This window comes from Pantoea sp. 1.19, assembly GCF_001922585.1.
GTDB lineage: Bacteria > Pseudomonadota > Gammaproteobacteria > Enterobacterales > Enterobacteriaceae > 1-19.
Genome location: NZ_MRBS01000001.1, coordinates 545,422 through 560,598, shown reverse-complemented (window position 1 = coordinate 560,598; position 15,177 = coordinate 545,422). Strand labels below are relative to the sequence as shown.

The 15,177-nt window shown below is 64.0% G+C and carries 10 protein-coding genes; 4 read left to right on the top strand and 6 right to left on the bottom strand.

What is annotated here, in order from left to right; translation table 11 throughout:
• Nucleotides 1-3: 3 nt before the first annotated feature.
• Nucleotides 4-438: a protein tyrosine phosphatase gene (locus tag BS626_RS02885; protein ID WP_075180879.1), complete on the bottom strand. Its 435-nt coding sequence runs from the start codon at nt 436-438 to the stop codon at nt 4-6.
• 2 nt (nt 439-440) lie between these two features.
• Entirely contained in the window at nt 441-1,574 is a 1,134-nt protein-coding gene (locus tag BS626_RS02880; protein ID WP_075180878.1) for a polysaccharide export protein, read from the bottom strand.
• A gap of 977 nt (nt 1,575-2,551) precedes the next feature.
• Here BS626_RS02880 and BS626_RS18260 point away from each other — a divergent pair.
• Nucleotides 2,552-2,734, top strand: a complete 183-nt coding sequence (locus BS626_RS18260) for a hypothetical protein (protein ID WP_139308745.1) — start codon at nt 2,552-2,554, stop codon at nt 2,732-2,734.
• Nucleotides 2,735-4,035: 1,301 nt separating this feature from the next.
• Here BS626_RS18260 and asmA read toward each other — a convergent pair.
• The 3 genes from asmA to udk all read right to left on the bottom strand — a co-directional run bounded on the left by asmA (nt 4,036) and on the right by udk (nt 7,256).
• Nucleotides 4,036-5,883 (bottom strand): outer membrane assembly protein AsmA, encoded by a 1,848-nt coding sequence (gene asmA, locus BS626_RS02875; RefSeq protein ID WP_075180877.1) that lies wholly within the window; start codon nt 5,881-5,883, stop codon nt 4,036-4,038.
• Between the two features lie 30 nt (nt 5,884-5,913).
• Nucleotides 5,914-6,495, bottom strand: a complete 582-nt coding sequence (dcd, locus tag BS626_RS02870; protein WP_075180876.1) for a dCTP deaminase — start codon at nt 6,493-6,495, stop codon at nt 5,914-5,916.
• Between the two features lie 122 nt (nt 6,496-6,617).
• Complete coding sequence (gene udk, locus BS626_RS02865) at nt 6,618-7,256, bottom strand: uridine kinase (protein WP_075180875.1); 639 nt, start codon at nt 7,254-7,256, stop codon at nt 6,618-6,620.
• Between the two features lie 340 nt (nt 7,257-7,596).
• Here udk and BS626_RS02860 point away from each other — a divergent pair, with 340 nt between their 5' ends.
• The 3 genes from BS626_RS02860 to yegD all read left to right on the top strand — a co-directional run bounded on the left by BS626_RS02860 (nt 7,597) and on the right by yegD (nt 13,599).
• On the top strand, nt 7,597-8,247 hold the full coding sequence (locus BS626_RS02860; protein WP_075180874.1) for a phosphatase PAP2 family protein: 651 nt from the start codon (nt 7,597-7,599) through the stop codon (nt 8,245-8,247).
• Nucleotides 8,248-8,393: 146 nt separating this feature from the next.
• Nucleotides 8,394-11,735 carry a diguanylate cyclase gene (locus BS626_RS02855; protein ID WP_075180873.1) on the top strand — a complete coding sequence of 1,114 codons (3,342 nt, stop codon included), beginning with the start codon at nt 8,394-8,396 and terminating at the stop codon, nt 11,733-11,735.
• Between the two features lie 511 nt (nt 11,736-12,246).
• A complete protein-coding gene (yegD, locus tag BS626_RS02850; protein ID WP_075180872.1) occupies nt 12,247-13,599 on the top strand; it encodes a molecular chaperone in 1,353 nt (450 codons plus the stop codon).
• Nucleotides 13,600-14,108: 509 nt separating this feature from the next.
• Here yegD and BS626_RS02845 read toward each other — a convergent pair.
• Nucleotides 14,109-15,071, bottom strand: a complete 963-nt coding sequence (locus BS626_RS02845) for an aldo/keto reductase (RefSeq protein ID WP_075180871.1) — start codon at nt 15,069-15,071, stop codon at nt 14,109-14,111.
• Nucleotides 15,072-15,177 lie beyond the last annotated feature (106 nt).

The window sequence follows — 15,177 nt, the reverse complement described above, 5'->3', positions numbered from 1 at the left end:
TGATTATCGGTTGAGTGCGTGGGCCCATTTTTGGGCGGCGTCGTCCAGCAGCGCATAGACGGAGTCAAAAGCTTCCAGGCTTTTACGGTAGGGATCGGGAATGTCACGCTGTCCGGCCCAGTGACCAAACAGCATGGTTTTACCCCGCACCTCCGGAGCAAGCTGGCTCACCTCATTGATGTGTTGCTTCTCCATCACCAGGATCAGGTCGTGCCGGCGACACAGGTCCGGTGTGAGCTGGCGGGCGCGGTGGCCGGCCAGTGACAGATCGCGTTGTCCCGCTACCTGCCGCGCCTGCGCGTCGGCCTCGCGGCCGACCAGCGCACCCAGCCCTGCCGACTGCACCTCCAGCTGCGGACAGTAGCGATGAAGAAGTCGCTCACCGGTGGGGGAACGGCAAATGTTCCCCACGCATACCACCAAAATTGACTTAAACATGATTACGGCCAGTTCTTAATGTTGCGGGTGACATCCACGCTGTAGCGCACGCTGTTAATGGTCGGCACCAGCTGGCTGATAACGCGGTTCCAACGGGTCAGCGGCGTCGCGGTGACGTAGACGATGTCATACGGCTCAAGGCGGAATTCGGTGCCCATCACCATCGCCGTGGCATCGGCCGTATTCAGCTGATAGATATTGGCGATTTTACCGCCCGGCGTCCGGCTCGGCCGGATCACGAACACGCCGGTGGCGTCGGAGACTTCCTGATTCAGGCCCTCGGCGTTACCCAGCGCTTCGGTCAGGGTCATGCCGCTGCGGTCCATCTTCAGCGTCTGCTGTTTGGTCACTTCCCCCATCACAAACACTTTCAAATCGTCGTTGCGCGGCACGTAGAGGATGTCACCCGGATAAAGCAGGCGGTTTTGCATCAGATCGCCGTTTTGCATCAGCGACTGCAGCGAAATACGCTCTTCGCGGCCGTTATGGGTCAGAATGACGTTACGCCAGTCGGCGGCGGCGGCGAGGCCGCCGGCGTTGTTGATGGCGTCGAGGATCGTCAGCGGGACGTTAGTTATCTCCTGCTTGCCGGAGGTGCCCACTTCACCGGTGACGTACACTTTCTGCGAACGGAACGCCGCCACATTAACGTCGACCTGCGGGCTCTCGATAAATTCCGCCAGGCGGCGCTGGATCTCGCCGCGAATCTGGCTCAGCGTACGGCCGGCCACTTTCACTTTACCGATGTAGGGATAAAAGATGGTGCCATCGGCGTGCACCCAGTTACCGGTGTCGCTGGCGCTGCGGTACTGGCCGGCCGGGGTGGTCAGTTCCGGATGATCCCAGACGGTGACGTTGAGCACATCGCCGGGACCGACGCGGTATTCATAGTTCGCCAGCTCGCTGTCGAGCGCCGGATTGGGCTGAGCCACCACCGGCTTAGTGCGCAGGCGTTCGATCAGCGAAGGCGTCAACGGATAAACATTGACCATTTTATTAATGTCATAATCAGCGTCCTGCTGTTTAATGACATTTTTTCCACTGGTTGAAAGATTCTGCCCCGGAATAACGGTACAGCCGCTAATCAGAGAGATAGCCACCAGCAACGGTGCCAGCTTAAAGTTTAATGTCGTCATTGATGTATCATCGCTATTGCTGATTTATGATCTTGTACGGTGTTAACCGTAAAAGTGTTATATCGCGTATCAAGCCGGCCACCCGGCTGGTGCGGCAGCGCGAGGAATAAGCCATCTGGCGTGTTGCCCGGCCGCGCCTGCTCACCCGGAGGGGGAGACTGTTCCGTCATCTGTCATAGGGCCCTCTTCGGCAGGGGTGTATTGTCGTCCAACCCCCGACGCGCCCCGCACTCAGCGTCAACGGAAAAGCCGGACCGTGGCTTATCAACAATATTCCGAACGGCACTGCCGGACTCACCGCCGGGAATGACGCTTCGGAATAGCCTGATAATGTTTATTCCGTAATTTCCTAAAAATGAAATCAAAGAACGGAATTAGGATAATTTTTATTGACCTGATTTAAATATCGTCTGAACACGATTATTCAGACACGCTACCGCCCCTGGCTTACAGCTACCAATGCTGTTTTATAAGATAGTTCTTATATTAATAAATTAATGATTCGCCAACTCAGGGCATTACAGAGGTAAATACTCTCATTAACGTCTCATTCAGTAGCAGGACGTAATGATAAAGATTTGTCACGATCTGCAAAGTTGTTGGCTAGATTTTTATACTAATGCATGTTTGTGACAAGTGCGGGACAGGCTTCCGGTGTCACTTTCGGAATAAGACTAAGAATTTTTAAATTTAGCTGATTATTTTCAGTGAGTTACAAAAAGGATGTGACAACGTTATTTCCAGATTAATCCCTGTTGCTAATAGTAAGTCATCCGCTGCCAGGAAATATCGTCGGGGCAAACGGCAACATAATCGTGCCGGTTACCGGCCTCTCTCGCGTGAGGAAAGAAGGAAACGCGGCGTACCGCCGCTGAGGTTCGGGGCCGCTCGCCGTTTATCTGTTGTGGTCAAGCCCGGCATTCTCGCCAACAGCGTCTTCACAACTTTTCTGACTGCCCGGACCATACCGCCCTGGCGTGGATCGCCGATCTGACCATCCGGGCCGGTTGGCTGACGCGGGGGCTCCGGTATGGGGTAGCGATAAGCCGCTGTTTAGCATCACTCCGGCAGGGACGCTGCCGCCGACACTGCGCGCTTGCGCCCGGCTGACCCGACTGACGCTGGCGCGGGGAGTGCGGCTGGCGCCGATCGCCCGGTAACCCTGACCCGGCCGCGGTTCACGCGGGCTCCTCATCCGCTCAGCGCCCGCATCCAATCGGGATGCCGGGCTGGTTATGCTGATTAACGCCCCGCGGCTGAACGCACGCCCGGCGAGCCCGGGCCGCGGGCCAGACGGTCACCGGGCGCGCGGCCGGCGGTGGGGCAGATCGAGGTGTCGGCGCGCTGTTTTCACCCGCCGCGGCGGGCGCCGCCGTGGGCAGGGTGGAGACCCTGCCGGTAATGATTGCCGCGGTGCCGGTGCCATTGCCTGACTATCTTTGCCCGCAGGCCACGGACGCCCTTTAGCCACCGCCCTCCCGGGCGCATCATTTTTGGCCTGAGCGTGTGGCTGATTTTCGGCGTTAGCCGGGTGGCGGAGAGCCTGCGCTAACCCGCCAGGCCAGCTCAGGGCAGCTGACGGCTTACCGGAGCCGACAGGGAGGCCGTCAGCTGCCTTTCTTGACCCGCCGCCGCTTTCTGTCGGCGCGGCAGCCCGGGGAACGGGCACCGGCGCGCCGCAGGATCCGGCGCGGTTTCACTGCCTGAAGCGTCGAATGCTGGCCGGGTACGGGCCTGAATAACCGCACCGTCAGTCCGCTCATGCCCCGCGCCATGACCTGCTGCCGCTCGCTCCCGACGCGCCGTGCGGCTGCCAGCCCGCCTCCCCGTCAGGCGGCGCGCCGCGGTGACGCGTGGTGCCCGGACGGGATTGGCGGCATCTGCAACGGCGCGAGGCGCCCTTCTGCCGGCGTTTGCCGCGGAGGGCGGCCGCCCCGTTTCGCCCCGCGCGTCGCCGCGGTGGTGGGTGATCCTGACGGCGTCGAGAGGGTGACGCTGAGTGACGTGCTGACCCCGCGCCGGCGCACTGCCGGGTGAGATTGAGGCGCCCGGTGCGGGGCGCTGCCGCGAGGGTGAGCGGCGGGAGGATGGCCGCAGGCGGGTAGGCGGCCGGCGGCCGCCCCGTTTCGCCCCGCGCGTCGCCGCGGTGGTGGGTGATCCTGACGGCGTCGAGAGGGTGACGCTGGCTGACGTGCTGCCCCCGCGCCGGCGCACTGCCGGGTGAGATTGAGGCGCCCGGTGCGGGGCGCTGCCGCGAGGGTGAGCGGCGGGAGGATGGCCGCAGCGGGTCGGCGGCGGGTGGCCGCTGGACGGCCTGCCGCGCCATCCGCCTGCCGGACGGCAGGCCGGGCCGCCGCTAAGCTGGGTGCGGCGCGTGCCCCGGCGCAGAGAAGGGGCGGCACGCGGCGACGGCCGCGATGCGGGGATGGCGTGCGCGGGGCGCCGATCCGCCCGCGCTGACTCACAGATGATCGAGGAACTGCTTCAGGTCTTTACCGCTTTGCTTGTGCTGATTTTTATCCGCCCACTGATTGAGGCGCTTTTTCGCTTCGGACTCCAGCTGACCGCGCAGGACGTCATCCACCTTCAGGCTGTAGTTAAGCGCATCCCAGTTGCCATACAGGCGCAGCGGGATCGGCGTGGTGCTCAGCAGCTGGGTAAGCTGGCTTTCACCGCGCCAGCCGCCGGTGACGGTGATGGCAAACTGAATGTCACACTGGCGGCGCGCCAGACTGACGCTGCCCTCGCCGGTTAGCGTGAGCAGCGCCGCGTCGCCGCGCAGCTGATCCAGCGCCAGCGATCCGCTGTCCAGCACGGCATTGGCCTGCAGCTGCTTAAGCTCGGTGTAGTCCACGTCGCTCTGTTCGCCCTGCACCTTATCGCTGCTGCTGGCCACCGCGCGCTGAATCATCTGCTGGAAGTTGAGGCCGTGCAGTCGCGCCGCGTTGAGGCGGACGTCTGCCCGCCCTGTCCAGTGCCGTTTGACGTCCTCCACGCTCATGCCGCGGCCGCTGAACTGCCCGTTAAGGGTCAGATTGCCGCTGACCGAGGTGGGCAGATTGAACGCGGTGAGCAGCGGCGTCAGCGCCAGATCCGTCACGTCCGGCGCCAGCGCCACCTGGCTTGGTGCGCTGCGCAAATCCAGCGTGCCGGGCAGCGAGAAGTGCCCCGCGCCGCTGCGGCCGCGAAAGGTATTCAGGGTAATGATGCCGCGCTGATTCTCCGCGTCCAGCACCACCTGCTGCAGATTGAGGCCGCGCCAGTGCAGCGCGTCGGCACTGAGCTTCAGGCGGCTGGTAAAATCGCGAATCAGCGTCGGCGGCGACGATGAGTCGGCCGCCGTGGCAATCACCGGCCGCGCCCCGCTCACCCCGTTACCGCTGGCGGCACCGGCGCTGCCGCTGCCCGCGGCCTCGCTGATGCCGAGCAGCGAATCGAGATTCAGGTTGCTGGCATGCAGATCCATTTGCAGGGTACTGGCGCTGGCCAGCGAGCCGCTCAGGCGGCCGGTAAACGCCGAGTCGTTCGCGCTGAACGCCAGCTTATCCAGCGCAAAGTGTTGATCGTCACGCCAGCGCGCCTGCAGGCTCGCCTGACCCGCGATCCCCTGCTTCGGCAAATCGGCGCCGCTGAGGCGGTAATCAAACTGGTGGAGGGTGCCGTCGATTTGGCGCGGCCAGCCGGACACGTTCATCTCCGCCGCCAGCGAGAACTGCAGCGTGCGCTGATCGCGGCTGACCCGGCTGGAGAGGGCGATCTGCGCCTGCTGGCGGTTGTCCTGCTTCATCAGCAGATCAATATCGCGGAAGGTAATGGCTTCACCGCCGGACGGCTGCCACACCAGCAGGCTGTCCGCCACCTCCAGCCGGCCAATATCAAAGCTCCAGCCGCGATCGATCGGGAGCGCGTCGCGGTCATTATCCGGCGCGTGCGGTGCGCTGTCCGGACGACGGGCGGCGCTCTCCGGCGTGACGCGGATCACCGCCCCTTTCAGCATCACCTGCCGCACGGCCAGCTGATGCGACAGCAGCGGCAGCAGGTGCACATCGAGCCGCATATTTTCCGCGCTCACCAGCGGCTGCGTCGCGCCCGGGGCGGTCAGGCTCATCCGCCCGGCGAGGATACTCAGCTGCGGCCAGACGTGCCAGCGCAGGTCCCCCTCCAGCTTCAGCTGATAGCCGCTGCGCTGTTCGACCTGCCTGACCATGTAAGAGCGAAAATCGTTCGGGTTTACCAATAACACTAACGCCGTCATCCCGGCGACAATAACCACCAGCAGGATCGCCAGCGTGGTAATCACTCTTCTCATCACACCCTCTCAGTCTGACCGCACCCGCCGTTAATCTTTGTCAATCCGGCTGGCGACGGCACCCTGTTGGTCGCGGTATTTGGCATCTTCCCGACGGTTGTAAGGACGCGCGGCCGGTCCTGACAGCGGCTCAAAGCTCAGCGCGCCAATCAGCATGCCCGGGCGCAGCGCCAGCGGTAGCTTGCCGGAATTGTAAAACTCCAGCACGATGCGCCCCTGCCAGCCCGGATCGATGCGGTGAGCGGTGACGTGAACCATCAGCCCGAGCCGCGCCAGCGATGAGCGGCCATCCAGCCAGCCGACCAAATCGTCCGGCAGGGTGACGGATTCCAGCGTCACCGCCAGCGCCAGCTCGCCCGGATGGAGGAAAAACGCCTCTCCTTCCGGCAGCACGATCTCGTCGCTCATCACGCGATCCAGCGCCGCGCTGACCTCCTGCTTTGGCCCGCTCAGGTCGATAAAGGCGGCGGTATGGCCGCGAAAGGTGCGGAACTGGTTACCGAGACGCACATCTACCGTCGCGCCGTTGATGCGCTCTACCGGCGGGCGCGGGTCAATGGCCAGCTTACCGCTGTCCAGCCAGGCCTCGATGTCGCGGTCGCATAATCTCATGGTGCTTCACTCCCTTGGTTGCGCGCCGCGCGGGGGCGGCGAGCGGCTCCGCTACTCAGGGTAACAGAGAAATGACTCGGGTTCAGGCGGCGGGCCGCGATCCCGGCTCGCCGCCGGCGGTATCAGGCAAAAAACTGGGTAATTTTCGCCTTCAGGATGTCGATAGCGATGCGGTTTTTCCCTCCGCGTGGCACGATGATATCGGCATACTGCTTGGAGGGCTCGATAAACTGCAAAAACATCGGCCGCACCGTTTTCTGATATTGTGCCATCACCGAATCCATCGAGCGTCCGCGCTCATTGACGTCGCGCTTCATCCGGCGCATCAGACAGATATCCAGCGGCGTGTCGACAAAAATGGAGAAGTTCAACTCGTCGCGCAGTCGCGCGTCGGTGAGCAGCAAAATGCCCTCAAGGATAATCACTTTTTTCGGTTTCAGCTGCACCGTTTCGGCGGTGCGGGTGTGCTCCACGTAGCTGTACACCGGCAGCTCAATCCCCTGCCCCGCTTTCAGCGCCTGCAGGTGGCTCAGCAGCAGGTCGTGATCCATGGCGCTGGGATGGTCATAGTTGGTTTTTATCCGCTCTTCCATGGTGAGGTGACTCTGATCCTTGTAGTACGCGTCCTCCGGGATTACGCCAATGTTTTCATCGCCCACCTGCGCGCGAATTTCACGATACAGCGTACTGGCAATAAGGCTTTTTCCGGATGCAGAGGCGCCGGCAATGCCGACAATGACGCACGGGTGAGAATCAGTCATAAATAGTTGAACCTGGTATTTTCAAAGAAGCGCGACGGTCACCGGGGGCGCCCGCTAACCGGCGATAACGCCTCAGCCGACGGACGCTGGTCCGGATAGTCGCGGAATGATGCAGCTCACCTCACCGCCGCCGGATCCGAGGCCGGCCACCGGCGGCGGTAAGGGTGCGGCAATTATAGGGATTCGCGCCAGGCGATGCCAGAAAAAAGCATCGCCCGCCGCTGCCAGCGGCCACCGGAGTGCGCCACATTCAGACTTTACGCTTAGGCAACGGCCCGCATCCCCGCTACACTGCCTGCCCGTGACGCCCGTGGAGGCGTCGGTAACCGAAGGAGGCCGCGTGAGCTGGAGAACCCTGACCTATTTTGGCGACAGCATGCTGCTGATCCCCACCGCGGCGATCATCGCCCTGCTGCTGCTGTGGAAAAGCGATAACCGCCGGGCCGCCGGGTACTGGGTGGCGGTGTTTGGCCTGACCGGCCTGATCGTCAGCCTGTCAAAGCTGGCCTTTATGGGCTGGGGCATCGGCAATCAGCGCCTCGACTTTACCGGCTTCAGCGGCCACACCGCGATGGCGGCAACCCTGTGGCCGGTGATGTTCTGGCTGGTGGGCGGCGGTTTTTCCGCCGCGGTGCGCGGCAGCCTGATTGCGCTGGGCTACGCCCTGGCGGTGCTGGTGGGCGTCTCGCGACTCACTCTGAACGCCCACTCCGACAGCGAAGTGCTTGCCGGCCTGCTGCTGGGGCTGGTGCTGAGCAGTGCGTTTCTGCTCAGCCAGCGGCATACCCGCCTGCGGAGCTTCACCCTGGTACAGCTGGCGGCGGCGATGCTGCTGCCGCTGCTGTTGGTGAGCCAGGGAAAAACCGCCAAAACGCAGTATCTGCTGCAGCAGCTGTCGCTGCAGGTCAGCGGACGGGATCGCCCCTGGAAACGCACCGACATGGGCCAGGCGGCCAGACCCGAAGCCGATGCCGCACCGGCGCGTCAGTAACCGATGCCGCAAAACCCGCAGAAAGCAGAAGAAAGCCAACATTCCTGCGTTTTAGACCGGGCAGAATATCGCACATGTGTTAGCATCGTTATCAGGGTGACGTCTGCTTTACGGCGGCGTCCTGCAGCCATTCGCTGGAACACTGAATGACATCAGACACACTCCAACCGGTTACTAAACAGTCCGTAAGCTGGCGCTACGCCGCCCTGCCCGGCCTCATCGCCTTCCTGCTGACGCTGCTCTGCCTGCAGCTGATTCTGCTGAACAGTGACATTTCACCGCTGTGGTTCCCCTCCGCCTTGATGACCGTGCTGGTCTTCCGCCTGCGCGCTGCGCAGCTGGCGCTGGCCCTGACCGGCAGCCTGTGCGGGGTGGTCACCGCCAACTTCAGCCTGTTTGGCATCAGCATCAGTAGCGTGATTTTTCCGCTGCTGAACCTGCTGCATGCGCTGCTGGCCGGCCTGCTGCTGCGGCGCCTGCTGAATCCGCGGGCCCCGCTGCACAGCCTGACCTGCTGGGGTAAGCTTATCCTCATCTCGGGCCTCTTCGCCCCGCTGTTAACCGGCGCTCTGGCGCTGGTTATCTTTCGCTATACCGGGGAGGCGGCCAGCAGCTTTATCGGTGTCTGGGTGCTGTCGGAAATCATCGGTACCATGGCGCTGGCGCCGGTGGCGCTGCTGTGGCGCCGGGACTATGTTAAGCAGCTCCGGCGTGCGCAGCTGCTGGAAACCCTGCTGACGCTGGCCGCCACGCTGATCCTCAGCTACGTGGCGCTGCACTACCTGCCCTCACCGTTTACCTTTATTGTGGTTATCCTGTTCTGGTGTGCGGTACGCCTGCCGCGCTTTGAAGCCTTCACCATCTTTTTGATCAACCTGGTGATGCTGTCGCTGCAGCTCTCCACCCAGTATGACCACACGCTCTCTCCGGCCTCCTCGTCGCTGATGCTCAGCGCCCCGTGGCTGCCGTTTATGCTGGCGCTGATCCCCTGTCAGGTAATGACGCTGGTGATGTCCTCGTTCCGCGAAGAAAAAAAGCACATCAGCGAAAGCGAGACCCGTTTTCGTCACGCGATGGAGTACTCCACCATCGGCATGGCGCTGGTGGCGCCCTCCGGTAAATGGCTGCAGGTCAACAAATCCCTCTGCCGCCTGCTGGGCTATCCCCCCGAGCAGCTGCTCAGGCTCGATTTTCAGCAGGTGACGCACCCCGACGATCTGCACGCCGATCTGCGCCAGTTTGACGCCCTGCTGCAGGGCGACATTGACAACTACACCCTCGAGAAACGCTACCTGCACCGTGATGGGCATATCGTTTGGGTGCTGCTGGCGGTCTCGCTGGTGCGCGATGACGCCTGGCAACCGCTCTACCTGATTGCCCAGATTGAAGACATTACCGAGCTGAAGCGCTCGGAGCAGATCAATCAGCGGCTGATGGAGCGGATTACGCTGGCCAACGAAGCCGGCGGCATCGGCGTCTGGGAGTGGAACGTGCAAACCGGCGAGATGAACTGGGACAAGCGGATGTTTGAGATCTACGAGGTCAACCCCAGCACCGAGCCAAACTACGCGCTGATCATGTCGCGGATTCTTCCTGATGATAAAGCCCGGGTGCGCGGCGCCATTGAGTCGGCGCTCACCGACCGTCATCCGCTGAACGTAGAGCACCGCATCGAAACCTTCTCCGGCGTGCGCTACCTGCGCACGCAGGCGCAGGCGCAGTCCGGTCCGGAGGGCCAGGTAACGCGCATGCTCGGCATCGTGCAGGATATCAGCCAGCTTAGCGAACTGAACGAAGCGCTGTTCCAGGAGAAGGAGCGGATGCAAATTACCCTCGACTCGATCGGTGAAGCGGTGATCAGCACCGATGAGGAGATGAGCGTCACCTTCATGAACCCGGTAGCGGAGAAGATGAGCGGCTGGACGCAGGCCGACGCCGCCGGCAAAAATCTCGCCACCGTTCTGCACGTTACCCGCGGCCGCAGCGGACCGGTCATTGACAACCTGCTGCTGTGCGATCTGCCGGGCGCCAAATCCAGCCCGAATCTGGAAGAGGAGCTGGTGCTGCACAGCAAGAGCGGCTCGCAATATGATATTCACTACAGCATCACGCCGCTGAAAACCCTCGACGGCAATCAGATAGGCAGCGTGATGGTGATCAATGATGTCAGCGCATCGCGCGAGATGATGAAGCGCCTCAGCTACAGCGCGTCCCATGACATGCTGACCCGTCTGCCAAACCGCATGAACTTTGAGCTGCAGCTGAAGCGCCTGCTGCTTGGGGCCAGCGAATTTGGTCAGCAGCACGTGCTGGCGTTTGTCGATCTCGACCGTTTTAAATCGGTGAATGATACCGCCGGCCACGCCGCCGGCGATGCGCTGCTGTGCGAACTGGCGGCGCTGATGCTGCGCACGCTGCGCACCAGCGATTTCCTCGCCCGCCTCGGCGGCGATGAGTTCGGCATTCTGCTGCCCGACTGCACGCTGGAGCAGGCGCGCGAGGGGGTGCAGCGGATCGTCAGCGCGATCAACCATCACCGCTTTATTTGGGAAGGTCGCCTGTACCGGGTGGGGGCCAGCGCCGGACTGACGCTGATTAACGCCGGTAACCACCAGGCCAGCGAGGTGCTGACGCAGGCCGACATTGCCTGCTACAACGCCAAACACCGCGGCCGCGGACAGATAGCCCAGTATGAACAGCAGCAGCAGGCCACGCGCACGCTGTCGCTCAGCCAGGAGCAGAACGCATGGGTGCTGCGCGAGCGCCCGCTCCGCTTTTGCGCCTGGCCGGTCAGTCCGCCGCGCCTGACCGACACCACCAGCCTGTGGCTCACCGAGCTGCGCCTGATTGCGCCCGACGAAAGGGAAATAGACGAGGCCAGCTTCCGCCGCGGGCTGCAAAGCTGCGCACTGCAGGTCGAACTGGACCGAAAAGTGATCCACACCTTCTTCAGTCAGTTTGCCGACGGCGTGGCCAAAAAAGGGATCACCCTTTCGCTGCCGCTTTCGGCGGCCGGGCTGCGGGATAAGAGCGTGTGCCAGGATTTTCTCGAGGCGCTGCGGCACAGTACGCTCTGCCCCACGCTGCTGTTGATTGCCGTGCAGCTGGATGCGGTGCTGGAGGAGAATCCGCTGATTCACTACCACCTGCAGCAGCTGAAAGCGCTGGGTTGTCGGATCCTTGTCACCGCGTTTGGCCGCAATCTGGAGGCCTTCAGCCAGCTGCGCAGCGATCAGATTGATTACCTGAGCCTGAATCCGGAGCTGGTCGCCAATATCCACTGTAATCTGATGGATGAAATGATGGCCTCGATCATTCACGGCCATGCCCAGCGGCTGAATATGACTACCCTTGCCGGCCCGGTAGATCTGCCGGCGACGCTGACAACGCTGAGTCATATTGGCGTGGAAGGCGCCTGGGGCAGCGCGATTGGCGAACGCCGCGCGCTGCATGAGCTGCTTGCCGAAGGCTATTTTGCTATCCGCTGAGCGCGCGGGTTTTGCCCCCCAACCTCACCGCGGGGAGACGCGCTCCCGCCGTTAGCCAGGCGCGCGAATCCCGCTTATCTGATGGCGCCGGGCCGTTCCGCGGTAGGCCCGACGCTCCGCCCCTGAACGCCGGCGGTCTGTCCGGCGCCGACCGGTGCGCGACCCGCTCGGCAACATCGCCGCGATCGCCGCCGCCGTCCGTCAGGCCCGCCGATCGCGGCAGGACGGCTGCCGACGCGTTTTACCTCCACCGCCCGCTTCCCGCCGCCGGCGCCTCCCCTGACCCACGTGGGCGGGACAAGGGGATAGCGGCATCCGCGTCAGACTCTCCACGCCGGGCGAAGTCCGGGCCTCGCCCCTCCCGCGCTGGCATCACCCTGAATTGCCGGTCACTTCACCCGACGTGGCCCCCAGGCGGCAGGCAACGCCCGCGCTGAGTTTGGCCTTGCCCGCGGCGGCAAGACAGGCTACAGTCGCTCCCTTTTTTCTGGCCGCGACCCCGGAGGGAGTGATGTTTATTGGTTTTGACTATGGTACGGCGAACTGTTCAGTGGCGGTGATGCGCAACAGCGTGGCCGAACTGCTGCCGCTGCATAACGGTTCGCCGTGGCTGCCTTCCATGATTTCCGGCACCAGTCGCGAAGCAATCTCCGAGTGGCTGTTCCGTCACCACCGGGTCCCCACGCCCCACGAAGAGAACCGCGCCATGCTGCAGCGCGCCCTGCGCGCCAACCGCGAAGAGGACCTGGAGATTGGCCCGGAGGCGGTGCAGTTCGGCCTGGATGCGCTGGCCAGCTACATGACCGATCCCGATGAGACCTGGTTTGTGAAGTCCCCCAAATCGTTCCTCGGCGCCAGCGGGCTGAAACCGCAACAGCTGGCGCTGTTTGAAGATCTGGTGTGCGCGATGATGCTGAACATCCGCCAGCGCGCAGAGGCGGCGCTGAACCACGCGATCAGCGGCGCGGTGATTGGCCGTCCGGTGAACTTTCAGGGGCTGGGCGGCGATGAGGCAAACGCCCAGGCGCAGGGCATTCTGGCGCGCGCCGCGGCGCGCGCCGGCTTCCGCCAGGTGGCGTTTCAGTTTGAGCCGGTCGCGGCGGGGCTGGATTTTGAAGCGACGCTCAGCGAGGAGACCCGCGTGCTGGTCGTGGATATCGGCGGCGGCACCACCGACTGCTCGCTGCTGCTGATGGGCCCGGCGTGGCAGCAGCAGGTCGACCGCAGCGCCAGCCTGCTGGGCCACAGCGGCTGCCGCGTCGGCGGTAACGATCTGGATATTATGCTGGCCTTTAAGACGCTGATGCCCCAGCTGGGACTCGGCACCACCACCCAGCGCGGCATCGCCCTGCCGGCGCTGCCGTGGTGGAACGCGGTGGCCATTAACGACGTGCCGGCACAAAGCGACTTTTATGCCGCCGCCACCCGCAAACAGCTGCAGGAGATGGTGCGCGATGCGGCCGATCCCGATGCGGTTGCCCGACTGCTGAAGGTGTGGCAGCAGCGATTGGGGTACCGGCTGGTCCGCGCCGCGGAAGAGAGCAAAATTGCCTTATCGGCGACGGCCTCGTCGCTGACATCGCTGGCGTTTATCGCCGACGGCCTGGAGACCACCCTGCAGCAATCCGCGCTGCCGGAAGCGATTGCCCAGCCGCTGGAGCGGATCCTCGAACAGGTCTCCCTGGCCATGGCGCTGAGCGAGACCCGACCGGACGTGATTTACCTGACCGGCGGCAGCGCACGCTCGCCGCTGATCCGCGCGGCGCTGCAGCAGCGCTGGCCGGAGATTCCGCTGGCCAGCGGGGACGATTTTGGCTCGGTGACCGCCGGGCTGGCGCGCTGGGCGCAGCTGACGCTGGGCTAAACCGCGGCCGCGCAGCCGGCGCAGGCGCGGTCGATGGCGTCGCGCTGCGCTGGCGTCAGCGCGGCCGCGCGCACCAGCTTATCCCGCTGCAACAGCCGGGTGGTGCTGACAATGGGCGCGGTGATGCCCGGCCGGCGCGCCGGGCGCAGCGGACGCCGGGCTGAACCGCGGCCGCTTAGCCGGCGCAGGCGCGGTCGATGGCGTCGCGCTGCGCTGGCCTCGGCGCGGCCGCGCGCACCAGCTTATCCCGCTGCGACAGCGGGGTGGCGCTGACGATAGCCGCGCTGATGCCCGGCCGGCGCGCCGGGCGCAGCGGACGCCGGGCTGAACCGCGGCCGCTTAGCCGGCGGAGGCGCGGTCGATGGCATCTCGCTGCGCTGGCGTCAGCGTCAGCGTGGCCGCGCGCACCAGCTCATCCAGCTGCGACAGCGAGGTGGCGCTGACGATGGGCGCGGTGATGCCCGGCCGGCGCGCCGGGCGCAGCGGACGCCGGGCTGAACCGCGGCCGCTCAGCCGGCGGAGGCGCGGTCGATGGCATCTCGCTGCGCTGGCGTCAGCGTCAGCGTGGCCGCGCGCACCAGCTCATGCAGCTGCGACAGCGAGGTGGCGCTGACGATGGGCGCGGTGATGCCCGGCCGGGCGATTTGCCACGCCAGCGCCACCTGAGTCACGCTGGCGTTCTGCTCAGCGGCCACCGCATCCAGCGCCTGCAAAATGCCCCGGCCGCGATCGTTGAGGTACTTATCCACCACCCCCTGTCCGCGCGCGCTTTTCGCCGCATCGGCCGGCGTGCGGTATTTGCCGCTGAGGAAACCGCTGGCCAGCGCATAATAGTTGATCACCCCGAGGCCGTGGCGACTGACCACCGGCGCCAGATCCTGCTCGTAGTCGCGGCGATCGTACAGGTTGTACTCCGGCTGCAGCGTCTCATAGCGCGCCAGCCCGTGCTGCTCACTGACCTGCAGCGCCGCCTCCAGCCGCGCGCCGCTGTAATTGGAGGCGCCGATGACCCGAACCTTGCCGGCCCGGATCAGATCGTCAAAGGCCTGCAGGGTCTCCTCCAGCGGCGTGTCGGCATCATCGCGGTGCGCCTGATAAAGATCGATACGATCGGTTTGCAGCCGGGTGAGCGACGCCTCTACCGCCGCGCGGATCCACCTGGCCGACAGGCCGGTTTTCCCCTCGCCGAGGTCCATGCCCACCTTGGTGGCCAGCACGATGCGATCGCGCTTCCCGCTCTTTTTCAGCCATTTGCCAATCAGGGTTTCGGACTCGCCGCCCTGATTGCCCGGCACCCAGCGGGAGTAGACGTCGGCGGTGTCGATAAAAAACAGCCCGTTGTCGACCAGCGCGTCCAGCAGGGAGAACGAGGTGGCTTCATCCACCGTCCAGCCAAAGACGTTACCGCCAAAAGTGAGCGGCGGGACCTGCAGCGGGCTGCGGCCCAGCGGACGCAGAGAGAATGTGCTCATGGAAGGCTCCTGTTATGGGTTAGCGCAAGTGACCAAGTGTAGCAAAGCCTCGCGAGCGGCTGCGCACAAAGTGGGCGATTGCGCCGCGCCCCCGACGGAGAGCGCG

Coding starts and splice junctions, on each gene's coding strand:
- udk (WP_075180875.1), bottom strand. CDS start 7,256: ATGACTGATTCTCACCCGTGCGTCATTGTCGGCATTGCCGGCGCCTCT.
- BS626_RS02845 (WP_075180871.1), bottom strand. CDS start 15,071: ATGAGCACATTCTCTCTGCGTCCGCTGGGCCGCAGCCCGCTGCAGGTC.
- BS626_RS02885 (WP_075180879.1), bottom strand. CDS start 438: ATGTTTAAGTCAATTTTGGTGGTATGCGTGGGGAACATTTGCCGTTCC.
- BS626_RS02880 (WP_075180878.1), bottom strand. CDS start 1,574: ATGACGACATTAAACTTTAAGCTGGCACCGTTGCTGGTGGCTATCTCT.
- dcd (WP_075180876.1), bottom strand. CDS start 6,495: ATGAGATTATGCGACCGCGACATCGAGGCCTGGCTGGACAGCGGTAAG.
- asmA (WP_075180877.1), bottom strand. CDS start 5,883: ATGAGAAGAGTGATTACCACGCTGGCGATCCTGCTGGTGGTTATTGTC.
- yegD (WP_075180872.1), top strand. CDS start 12,247: ATGTTTATTGGTTTTGACTATGGTACGGCGAACTGTTCAGTGGCGGTG.
- BS626_RS02855 (WP_075180873.1), top strand. CDS start 8,394: ATGACATCAGACACACTCCAACCGGTTACTAAACAGTCCGTAAGCTGG.